The organism is Desulfovibrio sp. UIB00, assembly GCF_022508225.1.
Lineage (GTDB): Bacteria > Desulfobacterota > Desulfovibrionia > Desulfovibrionales > Desulfovibrionaceae > Desulfovibrio.
Map to the genome: position 1 here is coordinate 201,392 of NZ_JAETXJ010000004.1, position 13,591 is coordinate 214,982.

The 13,591-nt window shown below is 57.0% G+C and carries 13 protein-coding genes and 4 tRNA genes; all 17 read left to right on the forward strand.

What is annotated here, in order from left to right:
* Nucleotides 1-96: 96 nt before the first annotated feature.
* The 17 genes from lon to hyfB all read left to right on the forward strand — a co-directional run bounded on the left by lon (nucleotide 97) and on the right by hyfB (nucleotide 13,587).
* Nucleotides 97-2,604 carry an endopeptidase La gene (gene lon, locus JMF94_RS08810; RefSeq protein WP_240824822.1) on the forward strand — a complete coding sequence of 836 codons (2,508 nt, stop codon included), beginning with the start codon at nucleotides 97-99 and terminating at the stop codon, nucleotides 2,602-2,604.
* 5 nt (nucleotides 2,605-2,609) lie between these two features.
* Nucleotides 2,610-3,476 carry a peptide chain release factor N(5)-glutamine methyltransferase gene (gene prmC, locus JMF94_RS08815; protein ID WP_240824743.1) on the forward strand — a complete coding sequence of 289 codons (867 nt, stop codon included), beginning with the start codon at nucleotides 2,610-2,612 and terminating at the stop codon, nucleotides 3,474-3,476.
* Nucleotides 3,477-3,611: 135 nt separating this feature from the next.
* Nucleotides 3,612-3,687: transfer RNA gene (locus JMF94_RS08820), tRNA-Thr, on the forward strand.
* A 46-nt stretch (nucleotides 3,688-3,733) separates the two neighbouring features.
* Nucleotides 3,734-3,819: transfer RNA gene (locus JMF94_RS08825), tRNA-Tyr, on the forward strand.
* A gap of 100 nt (nucleotides 3,820-3,919) precedes the next feature.
* A tRNA-Gly gene (locus JMF94_RS08830) sits at nucleotides 3,920-3,995 on the forward strand.
* 215 nt (nucleotides 3,996-4,210) lie between these two features.
* Entirely contained in the window at nucleotides 4,211-5,404 is a 1,194-nt protein-coding gene (gene tuf / locus JMF94_RS08835; RefSeq protein WP_240824744.1) for an elongation factor Tu, read from the forward strand.
* A 3-nt stretch (nucleotides 5,405-5,407) separates the two neighbouring features.
* On the forward strand, nucleotides 5,408-5,557 hold the full coding sequence (gene rpmG / locus JMF94_RS08840; protein ID WP_008684737.1) for a 50S ribosomal protein L33: 150 nt from the start codon (nucleotides 5,408-5,410) through the stop codon (nucleotides 5,555-5,557).
* Nucleotides 5,558-5,601: 44 nt separating this feature from the next.
* A tRNA-Trp gene (locus JMF94_RS08845) sits at nucleotides 5,602-5,678 on the forward strand.
* Nucleotides 5,679-5,700: 22 nt separating this feature from the next.
* A complete protein-coding gene (gene secE / locus JMF94_RS08850) occupies nucleotides 5,701-5,940 on the forward strand; it encodes a preprotein translocase subunit SecE (protein WP_022658436.1) in 240 nt (79 codons plus the stop codon).
* An 8-nt stretch (nucleotides 5,941-5,948) separates the two neighbouring features.
* Nucleotides 5,949-6,521 carry a transcription termination/antitermination protein NusG gene (gene nusG / locus JMF94_RS08855; protein WP_240824745.1) on the forward strand — a complete coding sequence of 191 codons (573 nt, stop codon included), beginning with the start codon at nucleotides 5,949-5,951 and terminating at the stop codon, nucleotides 6,519-6,521.
* 66 nt (nucleotides 6,522-6,587) lie between these two features.
* Nucleotides 6,588-7,010 (forward strand): 50S ribosomal protein L11, encoded by a 423-nt coding sequence (gene rplK / locus JMF94_RS08860; protein ID WP_022658434.1) that lies wholly within the window; start codon nucleotides 6,588-6,590, stop codon nucleotides 7,008-7,010.
* Between the two features lie 170 nt (nucleotides 7,011-7,180).
* Nucleotides 7,181-7,888: a 50S ribosomal protein L1 gene (gene rplA / locus JMF94_RS08865; protein WP_240824746.1), complete on the forward strand. Its 708-nt coding sequence runs from the start codon at nucleotides 7,181-7,183 to the stop codon at nucleotides 7,886-7,888.
* Between the two features lie 168 nt (nucleotides 7,889-8,056).
* The gene (gene rplJ, locus JMF94_RS08870) at nucleotides 8,057-8,581 is read left to right on the forward strand and encodes a 50S ribosomal protein L10 (protein ID WP_022658432.1); all 525 of its coding nucleotides are present in this window, start codon (nucleotides 8,057-8,059) and stop codon (nucleotides 8,579-8,581) included.
* Between the two features lie 51 nt (nucleotides 8,582-8,632).
* Entirely contained in the window at nucleotides 8,633-9,013 is a 381-nt protein-coding gene (gene rplL / locus JMF94_RS08875; RefSeq protein WP_240824747.1) for a 50S ribosomal protein L7/L12, read from the forward strand.
* A gap of 841 nt (nucleotides 9,014-9,854) precedes the next feature.
* The gene (gene focA / locus JMF94_RS08880; protein ID WP_240824748.1) at nucleotides 9,855-10,745 is read left to right on the forward strand and encodes a formate transporter FocA; all 891 of its coding nucleotides are present in this window, start codon (nucleotides 9,855-9,857) and stop codon (nucleotides 10,743-10,745) included.
* A 183-nt stretch (nucleotides 10,746-10,928) separates the two neighbouring features.
* A complete protein-coding gene (locus tag JMF94_RS08885) occupies nucleotides 10,929-11,558 on the forward strand; it encodes a 4Fe-4S dicluster domain-containing protein (protein WP_240824749.1) in 630 nt (209 codons plus the stop codon).
* Nucleotides 11,551-13,587, forward strand: coding sequence for a hydrogenase 4 subunit B (hyfB, locus tag JMF94_RS08890; RefSeq protein ID WP_240824750.1), 2,037 nt, complete (start codon nucleotides 11,551-11,553; stop codon nucleotides 13,585-13,587). The genes JMF94_RS08885 and hyfB overlap by 8 nt, the downstream gene beginning before the upstream one ends.
* The last annotated feature ends 4 nt before the right edge of the window (nucleotides 13,588-13,591 follow it).

Genomic DNA, 13,591 nt, shown 5'->3' on the forward strand with positions numbered 1-13,591 from the left:
TATATGGCTGACATCAATGAAAAAGACATTTTGCTGCATCAGGAAGGGCCCGCTGAGGCAGAACCTGCCATCGACAGCGAAACGGACAAATCGGAAATGAACGCGCCAGAAACGCTGGATCACGAGGGCAGCCTCAATACGGCGGCGCAGAGCATTCCTGACACGCTGCCCGTGTTGCCCGTTCGAGACGTGGTTATCTTCAATTATATGATCCTGCCGCTCTTCATCGGGCGCGACAAATCCGTGCAGGCCGTGGACGCTGCCCTGAAGAACGGGCGGCATCTGCTTGTGTGCGCGCAGAAAGAAGAAGCCACCGAAGACCCCAAGCCGGAAGACCTCTACGAGGTCGGCACGGTGGTACAGGTCATGCGCATGCTCAAGATGCCCGATTCGCGGGTGAAAATTCTTGTGCAGGGCGTCAGCCGCGCTCGGGTTACGGGCTACCGCCAGGTGGAGCCCTTCCTTGAAGCGCGTATCGAAACCCTGCCCGAGCAAATCCCCGTGGTGGACGCCACTGTGGAGGCCCTGCTGCGCTCCGTGCGCGAGCAGAGCGAAAAAGTACTGACCTTGCGCGGTCTTTCTTCGCCAGACGTGCTTGCAGTTTTGCAGGGCGTGGACGATCCGGGCCGCCTGGCCGACCTCATCGCCGCCAACATGCGCATGAAAACCGCCGATGCACAGCGTATTCTCGAGGCGGAGAATCCCATTGACCGCCTCATGCTTGTCAACACCCAGTTGCAGCGCGAGGTTGAAGTCGCCACCGTGCAGGCGCGCATCCAGAGTTCGGCCCGCGAGGGCATGGACAAGGCGCAGAAGGATTACTTTCTGCGCGAGCAGCTCAAGGCTATCCGCACAGAACTTGGCGACAAGGACGAAGACGGAGAGGAAGACCTTGATAACCTCAAGCAGGCCCTTGAAAAAGCAGGCCTGCCCAAGGACGTGCGCAAGGAAGCTGACAAGCAGTTGCGCCGCCTATCGGGCATGCACGCTGATTCCTCCGAGGCCAACGTGGTGCGTACCTACCTTGACTGGCTGGTGGAACTGCCGTGGAAAAAACTTTCGCGCGACAGGCTGGATATTGTCCATGCCAAGGAAATTCTTGACGAAGACCACTGCGGGCTCGATAAAATCAAGGACCGTATCCTTGAATTCCTGAGCGTGCGCAAGCTCAATCCACAGTCCAAGGGGCCTATTCTTTGCTTTGCGGGCCCTCCCGGCGTGGGCAAAACCTCGCTTGGGCGCTCCATTGCGCGGGCGCTGGGCCGCAAATTCCAGCGGCTTTCGCTGGGCGGCATGCATGATGAGGCGGAAATTCGCGGGCATCGGCGTACTTACATCGGCGCCATGCCAGGGCGCATCATTCAGGCCCTCAAGCAGGCGGGCACGCGCAACCCCGTTATCGTGCTGGACGAAGTGGACAAGCTGGGCGCGGATTTCAGGGGCGATCCTTCGTCCGCCCTGCTGGAAGTGCTTGACCCGGAACAGAACTACACCTTCAGCGACCACTACCTGAACGTGCCCTTTGATCTTTCAAAGGTGATGTTCCTCTGCACGGCCAACCATCTGGAAACCATCCCGGCGGCCCTGCGCGACCGTATGGAAGTCATTTCCCTGCCCGGCTACACCTTGCAGGAAAAGGCACAGATCGCCCGCAAGCATCTGCTGCCCAAGAAGGTGGAAGACAACGGCCTTGCCCCCAAGGATGTGGAACTGACGGAAGAAGCCCTGGAAAAGATCATTCGCGAATACACGCGCGAGGCCGGGCTGCGCAACCTTGAACGCGAGCTTTCCTCCATTTGCCGCAAACTGGCCCGACGCAAGGCCGAGGGCAAAAAACCGCCCTTTATGGTTGACGTGGCCGATGTGGAAAAGCTGCTGGGCGCGCCCCGCTTTATTGAAGACGAAAAGGAAAAGAAGCTCATGCCCGGCATGGCTCTGGGCCTGGCCTGGACGCCCGCTGGCGGCGAAGTGCTGACAGTTGAAGCCACTGTCATGAAGGGCAAGGGCGGCCTCACCCTCACCGGACAGCTTGGCGATGTGATGAAGGAAAGCGCCCAGGCGGCCTTGAGCTACATCCGCAGCCGTGCGGAAGACCTTGGCGTTGACCCCGGCTTTGTGTCGCAATACGACCTGCACGTACACGTGCCTGCGGGCGCGACGCCCAAGGACGGCCCCTCGGCTGGCGTTACGCTGACCACGGCCCTCATCTCCGCCCTGAGCGGACGGCGTGTGCGTGCAGACCTCTGCATGACCGGCGAGATAACCCTGCAAGGCCGGGTGCTGCCCGTGGGCGGCATCAAGGAAAAAATCCTGGCGGGCGTGGCGCGCGGCCTCAAGCATGTGGTTATCCCGCACCAGAACGTCAAAGACCTAGAGGATGTGCCCAAGGAACTGCTCAAGCGTATCACCGTGCACCCTGTGCACCATTATGACGAGCTGCTGCCCATCGTGTTTGAAACCAAGGGCGGGCGCGGCAGCTCCACAACGGGCAAGGGCGGCAAAAGCAAGGTGGAAGAATCCACGGGCGTTGCTGCCAAGAGTGCGGAAACAGGCAAAAGCGCTGGCGCAAGAAAACCCAAGCGGCCTGCGGAAGCTGGAGCCTGACATTCGTGCGCCTCAAGCAATATATAGATAACGCGACAGAGCAACTGACAAAGGCGGGGGTGGACAGCCCCCGCCTTTGCGCAGAAGTGCTGGCGCGCGAGACGCTCAAGGGCGATCCTTCCGGCTCCGCCCGCCTGTTTTGCATTCTGGAGACAGGGCGGGAGTTGACGGCTAGTGAAGAGAATGTGTTTCAGGCGCTGGTGGCCCGCCGGGCCACAGGGCAACCTCTGGCCCAGATCATCGGGCGCAAAGAATTTTATGGCCGCGACTTTGTTGTTACGCAGCACACCCTCATTCCCAGACCAGAAACGGAACTCATTGTGGACAATGCTCTGGAGCTACTGCCGGAAGAGCGCCTCAGTTTTGCGGATCTGGGCACTGGCACTGGCTGCATCGGCATCACTCTGGCGGCGGAGCGCTCCGACTGGAACGGCATACTGCTGGATATCTGCCCCAATGCCATTGCGGTTGCCACGCAGAATGCGGAGAGGCACAGTGTGGGCAGCAGGATTACGGCGCTGCGGGCAGACATGCGCACCCCGCCGCTCAAGGCGGAATCACTGCGCCTGCTTGTGAGCAACCCTCCATATATAGCGGATGCCGAGCGGCACATGGTCATGGATGAAGTGCTGCACAACGAACCGCACAGCGCCCTGTTCTCTGAAAACAACGGCCTGCTCCACCTAAAAGCAGGAGTGGATGCAGCCGCGCTTGCACTACAAAATGGCGGTTGGGTTTTGCTGGAGCACGGCGCAAATCAGGCGGATGCCGTGCGAGAAATGCTGACGGCCACAGGAATTTTCAAAAAAATTGAAAATAAACGGGATATTGCCCAATTAAACCGTTGCACATTAGCGAGGAAAGGGCTATAAGGCCAAATCGTTTCCGCGCAAAGGCGCGAAAAATGGTAAAAAGCAGCACGGCTCACTATAATTTGAAAAAAATTGAGCCAAAGCGAAAATTTTGCTTGCAAAGCAAATTGAAAATCGCTAATAAGCTGTGTTGCCGCTGGCGTAGCTCAACTGGCAGAGCAGCTGATTTGTAATCAGCAGGTTGCGGGTTCGAGTCCCATCGCCAGCTCCACAAGAAGCTGAACGAAGATCGGACTTTCCGACTTTTCGGCAAGAGTGGAGGGGTTCCCGAGTGGCCAAAGGGAACAGACTGTAAATCTGTCGTCGTAAGACTTCGGTGGTTCAAATCCACCCCCCTCCACCACCACTTTTCCGTCGCCAAATACTGGACGGTTGGTGGCTGGTTTGAATAAACTGCCTTGGCTGTAGGAGACAGGACGCCTGTCGGGGAACTACGGTAGCGTGCGGGAATAGCTCAACGGCTAGAGCATCAGCCTTCCAAGCTGAGGGTTGCGGGTTCGAATCCCGTTTCCCGCTCCAAAATCCTGCCTGATTCCGCCTCCCCCTCAGTCACCTTGTCCGCCAATGCACGTTCCCTGGTGTCCAGGGACTGAATGCGGATAGCGGGCCGCCCAACGGAACTTCCCACTGCCGCAGCCGTTACGCGAGGAGCAGGCGTTACAGCTCTAAGAATTCAAAACGAATTTAGTAACGCAGGTAAAACGCAAACATTTTTTTCTCCAGGGAGACGTACAATGGGCAAGGAAAAATTTGAACGCAAAAAGCCCCATGTAAACATCGGCACCATCGGCCACATCGACCATGGCAAGACCACCCTCACCGCCGCCATCACCAAGATCGCCGGCCTGAAGGGCTCGGGCAAGTTCATTTCGTATGACGAAATCGACAAGGCCCCCGAAGAAAAGGAACGCGGCATCACTATTTCCACCGCACACGTGGAATATGAAACCGCTACCCGTCACTACGCCCACGTTGACTGCCCCGGCCACGCCGACTACATCAAGAACATGATCACCGGCGCTGCCCAGATGGACGGCGGTATCATCGTTGTGGCCGCCACTGACGGCCCCATGCCCCAGACCCGTGAACACATCCTGCTTGCCCGTCAGGTCGGCGTGCCCCAGCTCGTGGTGTTCCTGAACAAGTGCGATCTGGTTGACGACGAAGAACTGCTGGAACTCGTGGAACTCGAAGTTCGCGAACTGCTCTCCAGCTACGACTTCCCCGGCGATGACGTTCCGGTTATCCGCGGTTCCGCCCTCAAGGCTCTGGAATGCGACAACCCCGACGCGCCCGAAGCCAAGTGCATTCTTGACCTTCTGCAGGCTTGCGACGACTTCATTCCCGAACCGGAACGCGACATCGACAAGCCCTTCCTGATGCCCATCGAAGACGTGTTCTCCATCTCCGGCCGTGGTACCGTTGTTACCGGTCGTGTGGAACGCGGTATTCTGAAGGTCAGCGACGAAGTGGAAATCGTGGGTATCAAGCCCACCCAGAAGACCACCTGCACCGGCGTTGAAATGTTCCGCAAGCTGCTTGACCAGGGTCAGGCTGGCGACAACATCGGCGCCCTGCTTCGCGGCACCAAGCGTGACGACGTGGAACGCGGCCAGGTTCTTGCCGCTCCCAAGAGCATCACGCCCCACAAGAAGTTCAAGGCTGAAGTGTACGTTCTCTCCAAGGAAGAAGGTGGCCGTCATACCCCGTTCTTCTCTGGCTATCGTCCTCAGTTCTACTTCCGTACCACTGACATCACCGGCATCATCAACCTGCCCGAAGGCGTGGAAATGGTTATGCCTGGCGATAACTCCCAGTTCATCGTTGAACTCATCGCCCCCATCGCCATGGAATCCGGTCTGCGCTTCGCCATCCGCGAAGGTGGCCGCACCGTTGGCTCCGGTGTGGTGACCGAAATCATCGAGTAGCATATGCGAGTTAATATCATACTGGCCTGCACTGAGTGCAAGCGCCGCAACTACAGCACCCGGAAGAACAAGAAAAACACTACCGGTCGGCTGGAAATGAAAAAGTATTGTCCCTGGGATAAGAAGCACACAGTGCATCGCGAAACCAGGTAAAATAAACTTCCGCCGGGGGGCGATAAGCCCCCCGGACGGTGTGCAGGGCAGTAGCTCTAACGGCTAGAGCGGCGGTCTCCAAAACCGCATGTTGGGGGTTCGAATCCCTCCTGCCCTGCCATTTTTTATCTCCGGATTACACCATGGCAAAAAAACAAGCTCAAGCTGCCGACCTTAAGGCGGACAAAGGCCCGAACCCTGTCGTACGGTTTACTCGCTACGTTGAGGACGCCAAGGCCGAATTGCGCAAGGTCACCTGGCCTACGTTGCAGGAAACGCGCAAAGCCACCTTGGCCGTTTTGGGCTTTGTAGCCGTGATGGCTGTCATCCTGGGGCTGGTGGACTTTGGTCTGTCTTCCCTGATCAAGACCCTATTGTCCTGAAGGCCGATATGAAAGACCCTGTTATCGACGAAACTTCCGAGCTCTGCAAAAAAGCTCGCTGGTACATCGTGCACACCTACTCGGGTTTCGAGCAGCGTGTGCAGAAGACCATTAACGAGTTGCGCCGCACCGGGCAGGATGAAGGGCTTATTGAGGAAGTTGTTGTTCCCACTGAAAAGGTTATTGAACCTACCAAGGGTGGACAGCAGCGCACCTCTACTCGCAAGTTCTATCCCGGGTATGTCATGGTACGTATGACCATGACGGATCTTTCCTGGCATCTGGTACAGTCCATCCCCAAGGTCACCGGCTTTGTGGGCGGCAAAAACCGTCCTACCCCAATGCGTGAGAGTGAAGCACAGCGCATTCTCACCCTGATGGAGTCTCGCCAGGAAACGCCAAGGCCCAAGTTCAACTTTGACCGCGGCGACGAAGTACGCGTTATTGAAGGGCCGTTTGGCGGCTTCAATGGCGTTGTGGAAGACGTCAACTACGACAAGGGGAAACTGCGCGTTTCCGTTTCCATTTTTGGTCGTCAGACCCCTGTGGAACTGGATTTCGTGCAGGTATCCAAAGGTTAATGACTTGCCCCCCGCGCGACAGGGCTTTGCCTTGAACTGCGCGAGCAGCGATGAAGGATAACTCAAATGGCCAAGAAAGAAGTTGCCAAAATCAAACTGCAGATCCCCGCTGGCGCGGCTAACCCCTCGCCGCCGGTTGGTCCTGCCCTCGGTCAGCACGGCCTGAACATCATGGGTTTCTGCAAGGAATTCAATGCCCGCACCATGGAACAGAAGGGCACGATCATTCCTGTGGTCATCACCGTGTACGCCGACCGCTCTTTCACCTTCATCACCAAGACCCCTCCGGCCTCGGTGCTGATCATGAAAGCCGCCAAGATCGAAAAGGGTTCCGGCGAACCCAACCGTAACAAGGTTGGTAGCCTGAGCATGGCGCAGATTGAAGAAATCGCCAAGCTGAAGCTGCCCGATCTGAATGCTGCCAGCATTGAATCTGCGGTGAAGTCCATTGCTGGTACCGCTCGCAGCATGGGCATTGACGTTAAGTAAGGCCCTATCAAAGCCGTGAGCGCCCAAGGGCGCTCGTTGCATATACGGCACATTGGTCTTACGGCTGCGATTGCTTTTAAACGCTATGCAGCCATCGTTGAAATCAATTGTACTGCCGCCTTTGCGCAAGACAAAGTTCGGCAGGAGATGCAAAACGAAAGGATTATCTCATGCCCAGACATGGCAAGAATTTCCGCAAGGCGCTTGAAGGTAGCAACCTTCAGGAACGCTTCAGCATTGAAGACGCCGTCAGCAAATCGCTTGGCGCTTCCTTTGCCAAATTTGACGAAACTGTTGACGTGGCCGTGCGCCTCGGCGTTGACCCCAAATATTCTGACCAGATGGTTCGCGGCGCTGTGACCCTGCCCCACGGGCTTGGCAAGACCGTTCGCGTGGCCGTGTTCTGTAAGGGCGAAAAGCAGGCGGAAGCCCGCGAAGCCGGTGCAGACGTTGTGGGTGCCGAAGACCTGGTCGCCAAGGTCAAGGAAGGCTGGCTCGAATTTGACGCCGCCGTTGCTACCCCCGATGTCATGGCTCTTGTGGGCCAGATCGGTCGCGTGCTTGGACCCCGTGGCCTTATGCCCAACGCCAAGACCGGCTCCGTCACCTTTGATGTGACCAAGGCCGTTACCGAACTTAAGGCCGGTCGCGTGGACTTCAAGGTTGACAAGGCTGGCGTGCTGCATGCCCCCCTTGGCAAGGTTTCCTTTGGCCCCGAAAAAATTCTGGGCAACCTCAAGGCCCTGCTTGACGCCGTGAACCGCCTTAAGCCTTCCGCCGCCAAGGGCAGCTACATGCTCTCCATGGCAGTGTCCACCACCATGGGCCCTGGCTTCAAGGTTGACATGACTCAGGTTAAAAAATTTCTTGAGGGCTAAGCTCTCAAGGCTGTGGGCGCGCTGTATGTCAGTGCGCCCACAATCTGTCTAAGGATACGGAATTCGAGTCGAAGACGACAGGTGGGCGCAAGCTCTTAATACCCTGTCCAGACACTTCTTCTTTGGCTCGGCATTCCACCTGGCAACCCCGAACGTGAGAGGTATCACGTGAACAGGTCTGGAAAAGCCGTAATTATTGAAGCCGTTAAGGCCCGCGCCGACAAGGCTTCTTTTGCGGTTATCACGGACTTCAAGGGCATGACGGTGGAAGAGCTGACGAACCTGCGCGTTTCTCTGCGTAATGCAGGCGGCGAATATCTCGTCGTTAAAAACACGCTTGCCCGTATTGCTCTGACCGACGGTACGCACAATGCTATCAAGGATAACTTCCATGATAACTGCGGCGTAGCCTTTGGGTTCGATGACCCCGTGGCGGTGGCCAAGGCGCTCAGCGATTTTGCCAAGCAAAGCAAGCTCTTTGAGCTTCGCTGCGCCAGCCTGGACGGCAAGGCTATGACTGCCGCCCAGATTGACGCGCTGGCCAAGCTGCCCGGAAGGGAACAGCTCCTCGGTCAGTTGCTCGGCACCATGAACGCCGTGCCCACCAACTTTGTTTCGCTGTTCGCCAACGTGGTGCGTGGTCTGCTTTATGCCCTCAAGGGCATCGAAGATCAGAAATCCAACGCCGCATAGCAAGCAACCATCGAATTATTTGCACTAAAGCCAAAGATCAGGAGACTTATCATGGCCGTTACCAAAGAAGAAGTTGTTGAATTTATCTCCAATATGACCGTTCTCGAACTTTCTGAGTTCATCAAGGAACTCGAAGAAAAGTTCGGCGTTTCCGCCGCTGCACCTGCCGCCGCCATGATGATGGCTGCCCCCGCTGCCGCTGCTGAAGCCGTTGAAGAAAAGACCGAGTTCGACGTTATCCTGAAGGAAGCTGGCGCCAACAAGATCGGCGTCATCAAGGTTGTGCGCGCTCTGACCAGCCTGGGCCTCAAGGAAGCCAAGGAAAAGGTTGACGGCGCCCCCGCTACCCTGAAGGAAGGCGTGTCCAAGGAAGAAGCTGAAGACGCCAAGAAGCAGCTGACCGAAGCCGGCGCCACCGTCGAAGTGAAGTAAGTTCGGTTTATACCGTGCTTTTGAGGCGGAACCTTCGGGTTCCGCCTTTTTTATTGCCTTCTACAGGACGCTGGAGCTGTTTTGCTGATGCCCTGACACCTGCCACGTTCAGTCCCCTTCAGACATCCCCCTCGAACACGCTGGCTCTCTATGCATGGCTATCCCCAGCAAGTCAGGTTCTGCGCCAAAGCCAGACGTTCGCAACGAAGCCGCGTTCCCAGCCGTTATCTGGTCAGTTTCCTGTATTCCTCCAGAGCTAAGGCCCAATGCAATCTCGCCTACGCAGATCTGGCAATTGCGTAAAGGGCGCTGCTGCGTCGGTACACCTGCCATTTTGGCGACAGGCATGCAGCCTATAATCAGTGCATATTGCCCTGTACGCCACGGATCCTGATCTGCCTGCCCTGAAATGAATGAGCATTCTGTGCTCATCGAGCAGACAGTATTTCCCTCCGCGAATCTTACCGCCCCGATGTTATCCGCTTCTCTAGCCTTTTCATCCGTCCTTACAAAGCCTTCTCCAAATTGCGCCCAAATTCACATCATCAACACTCCCTTTACGTGCAGAACCGGAGCAGTTTTCTGCAATTTTCTGGGGAAAACAACTCAAACTCATTTCCAACTCCTCAATTTTACAGAATTTCATACTGATATAGTAGACTTAACCAAGATCGCACCTTTGCTTCGATCTCAATTGTGCGCTTCGACACATTTGCCCAAAATTACGGGTAAAAAATATTGGCATAACTATCTGTAATATATTTGATTTATTTGGCATCTACTTTGCAATATGTGTAAAAATTCCCAAGCTCAACAATTTACCCATGCAAAGGAGAATACTATGGCTGACTCTTCCTCCTTCGAGGCGCTGAATCCCTATCAGATGTGCGACAAGGCGGCTGTTGTCATGGAAGGCAAGGCGCTCAAACCAGCCCGCAAGGCTTTTCTTCTTGCCATAATGGCAGGTGTGTTTATCGGTCTGGGTTTTGTGTATTGCGCCATAGCCAACGCAACCGGCGCGGGCAAAATTGTCGGTGGGCTGGTGTTCAGCCTGGGCCTCATGCTGGTTGTTGTTCTTGGGGCTGATCTGTTCACCTCCACGACCATGACGCTTATTCCCCGTGCCAGCGGCAAGATCAGCTGGGGGCAGATGTTTTCCAACTGGGGCGTGGTTTACGCAGGCAACTTTGTGGGCAGCATCTTTCTTGTGGCGCTTATCCTGCTGAGCGGTCATCCGTGGGAAAACGGCGGCAGCATCGCGATCTTCTACATCAACACCACAGAGCACAAACTCACCCACACCTTTATTGAAGCGGTCTTTCTGGGTGCCATGTGCAACCTGATGGTCTGCCTGGGCGTCTGGATGAGCTACGCCGGGCGCTCGCTGTTCGACAAAATGATCGCCTGTCTGTTCCCTGTGGGTCTTTTCATTGCCTGCGGTTTCGAGCACAGCGTGGCGAACATGTTCATGATTCCCATCGGCATTCTCTGCAACAACATGATGCCTCCCGAAGTGGCCGCCAAGCTGGCCGATCCCGCGCACATCGCCTCTGTGCTCAACTGGCAGAACTTCATCTTCAAGAATCTCATTCCTGTGACGCTTGGCAACATCCTTGGCGGCGGTGTTTTTGTGGGTCTGTTCCACTGGCTCATCTACCTGAAGCACGGGCACGACGACCATCAGGCTGCCACCAAGCCCGCTCCGCAAAAGCAGTCACCGACCATCGGCTAAATTGTCGAAGCTGTCGAAGCCCTTCGTCAAAAGTGTCGAACACGGCTTTATGGAGACCCCGCCGCACGGGCAGCGGGCAGATATATTCCCCAAAATGCGCATGAATACTTGGTTTGTGCATAATGGCACGTATTCTGCTGAACAGGGGCCATTATCACGATCCCTTGCGTAACGAGGAAGGTTATGAACCATTTCATTTTTGCGGATCCGGTCAAGTGCATCGGCTGCAATACCTGCATGGCGGCATGTTCGCTCGCGCATGAGCAGCAAGGGCTGCTCAGCAGGCCCCGGCTGGAGGTCATGCGCTACGGCAACGGCACAGCGCCTGTGAGTTGCCGCCATTGCGAAGACATGCCCTGCGCCAAAGTCTGCCCGGTGAACGCCATCACGGCCACGGGGCATTCGGTGCACATCAACGAAAGCAACTGCATTGGTTGCAAACTGTGCGGCCTTGCCTGTCCTTTTGGGGCCATTGCCCCCGCTGCCGACAGACCAGCCGGGCACCCGGAAGTATACGAGCATTACGTGCCGGAAGAAGAACTGGCCGACGCTCCGGGCAGCAATTACTCCATGCCGCCTTTTCTGGCCTGGAATGTGGGCCGCCGTACCATCGCCGTTAAGTGCGACCAATGTTACTTCCGCTCGCGCCCGGCCTGCGTGGAGGCCTGCCCCACCACAGCCTTGCAGCTTGTGGATGAAAAAACGCTGGCAGAACTGCAAAACAGCAAACGCGTTGCCGCGCTTGAGCAGGAAAAACAAGGCGATGATGCCGCCCCGGCGGCAATAACCATGTCGGGGGTGCAGCATGCATGATCCACTTGAAATCCTGCTCTGGGCTGTTCTGGCCTACATGGCGGGTGGCGTGCTTTCCCTGCTGCTGGGCCGCAACGAGCGGGCCGCCATCACCATCAACGGTCTCTTTGGCGCGCTTGGCGGCGCACTTGGGCTGTACGCCGTTTTGCCCTTTTTGCTGCAACGTGCAGATGCCCTCAACCATGTTTACGCGGGGCCGTTCCCCTTTGCGCATCTGGCCGTGCGGCTGGATATGCTGGGAGCCTTCATGACGGGCGTCATCTCCCTGCTGGCTGTTGCCGCTTCCATCTATTCCATTGCCTATGTGCGGGAATATGAAGGCAAGGGCGCGTCCGCCATGGGCTTTTTCATGAACACCTTCATCGCTTCCATGGTGGCGCTGATGGTCATGGACAACGCCTTTTACTTCATCATCTTTTTTGAAGTCATGTCGCTGTCTTCCTACTTTCTGGTCATTGCCGATCAGGAGAGCGAAGCCGTCAGCGCTGGCTTGCTTTACTTTTTCATCGCCCATGCCGGATCTGTGCTGATCATGGCATCGTTCTTCATCATGTACTGCCACACGTCCAACAACAGTCTTGATTTTGCGGCCTTCCGTCAGGCGCAGATTTCGCCTCTCATGGCCTCAGTCGCCTTTTTGCTGGCATTTTTCGGCTTCGGCGCAAAGGCGGGCATGCTGCCCCTGCACGGCTGGCTGCCCAGAGCGCACCCGGCTGCTCCCTCGCACGCCTCGGCCATGATGTCTGGCGTGATGGTCAAAATTGGCGTGTTCGGCATCATCAAGGTGGGCGCAGACCTGCTGGGCGGCGTGGATATGCCTGTCTGGTGGGGTGTTGTGGTGCTGACCTTCGGCGCTGTTTCGTCCGTGCTGGGCGTTATGTACGCCTTGGCAGAACACGACATCAAACGTCTGCTTGCCTATCACACTGTTGAAAACGTGGGCATCATCCTCATGGGCGTGGGCGTGGGGCTCATGGGTCTGGCCCTCAAAAACCCTCTGCTGGCAGCTCTGGGATTTCTGGGCGCGCTCTATCACCTGCTGAACCATGCCGTGTTCAAGGGCCTGCTGTTCCTCGGCGCTGGCGCCATCATCTATAAGGTGCACACCAAGGACATGGAAAAGATGGGCGGCCTTGGCAAGCGCATGCCGCGCACGGCCCTGGCCTTTCTGGTTGGCTGCATGGCCATTTCGGCCCTGCCGCCCCTCAATGGTTTTGTCAGTGAATGGTACACCTATCAGGGCCTTGTGAGCATCAGCCAGCATTCGTCCGCCATTGCCCGCCTTTCCGGCCCTGTGGCAATCGTGATGCTGGCCATCACCGGCGCTCTCGCCGCCATGTGCTTTGTAAAGGTATACGGCATCAGCTTTTGCGGGCAGGCGCGCAGCGCCAAGGCTGCGGAAGCCACTGAAGTTCCCGCTGCCATGACGCTTTCCATGCTTGGGCTGGCCGCGCTGTGCGTGGTGCTGGGCGTGGGCGCGGCTTGCGTGGCCCCTGTCATCAGCGCCGTGGCCGACTCACTCACCACAAGCCAGCAGCACTTTGAGGCCGTGCGGCAGGGTGTGCTTGTTCCCGGTGCAGATGCCGCCACAGGGCTTTCGCCCACGCTGGTGATGCTCCTGCTGCTCGGCGGCATGCTTTTACCCATACTGCTCTTTATGGCTGGCAAGGCCGACCGCCTGCCCATGCGCCGCAAAAACGATCCCTGGGCCTGCGGTTATGGTTACGAAGAACGCATGGCCCTTTCTGCCGGCAGCTTTACACAGGGTCTGCGCCACGTGTTTGCGGGGCTGTACCGCCTTCGTCAGGCGCTTGATCCGGCCCCGGCCATGTCGCGCGCGCTTGACTCGGTCATCCGTACTGCCCGGCGTGTGGAGCCCATGTGGGACGACGGCATTCTTGCCCGTATCGTCCGCACCGCACAAAAAATCGGCGTATGTGTGCAGCGGCTGCAGCAGGGCGATTTCCGCGTCTACTGCCTGTATATCATCATCGCGCTTATCGCGCTGCTTCTCATCAAAGCCGCCTAGGGGG

Excerpts from the sequence above, each read along its gene's own strand:
- lon (WP_240824822.1), top strand. The coding sequence starts at position 97 with ATGAACGCGCCAGAAACGCTGGATCACGAGGGCAGCCTCAATACGGCG.
- rplA (WP_240824746.1), top strand. The coding sequence starts at position 7,181 with ATGCCCAGACATGGCAAGAATTTCCGCAAGGCGCTTGAAGGTAGCAAC.
- nusG (WP_240824745.1), top strand. The coding sequence starts at position 5,949 with ATGAAAGACCCTGTTATCGACGAAACTTCCGAGCTCTGCAAAAAAGCT.
- rplK (WP_022658434.1), top strand. The coding sequence starts at position 6,588 with ATGGCCAAGAAAGAAGTTGCCAAAATCAAACTGCAGATCCCCGCTGGC.
- tuf (WP_240824744.1), top strand. The coding sequence starts at position 4,211 with ATGGGCAAGGAAAAATTTGAACGCAAAAAGCCCCATGTAAACATCGGC.
- focA (WP_240824748.1), top strand. The coding sequence starts at position 9,855 with ATGGCTGACTCTTCCTCCTTCGAGGCGCTGAATCCCTATCAGATGTGC.
- JMF94_RS08885 (WP_240824749.1), top strand. The coding sequence starts at position 10,929 with ATGAACCATTTCATTTTTGCGGATCCGGTCAAGTGCATCGGCTGCAAT.
- hyfB (WP_240824750.1), top strand. The coding sequence starts at position 11,551 with ATGCATGATCCACTTGAAATCCTGCTCTGGGCTGTTCTGGCCTACATG.
- secE (WP_022658436.1), top strand. The coding sequence starts at position 5,701 with ATGGCAAAAAAACAAGCTCAAGCTGCCGACCTTAAGGCGGACAAAGGC.
- rpmG (WP_008684737.1), top strand. The coding sequence starts at position 5,408 with ATGCGAGTTAATATCATACTGGCCTGCACTGAGTGCAAGCGCCGCAAC.
- rplL (WP_240824747.1), top strand. The coding sequence starts at position 8,633 with ATGGCCGTTACCAAAGAAGAAGTTGTTGAATTTATCTCCAATATGACC.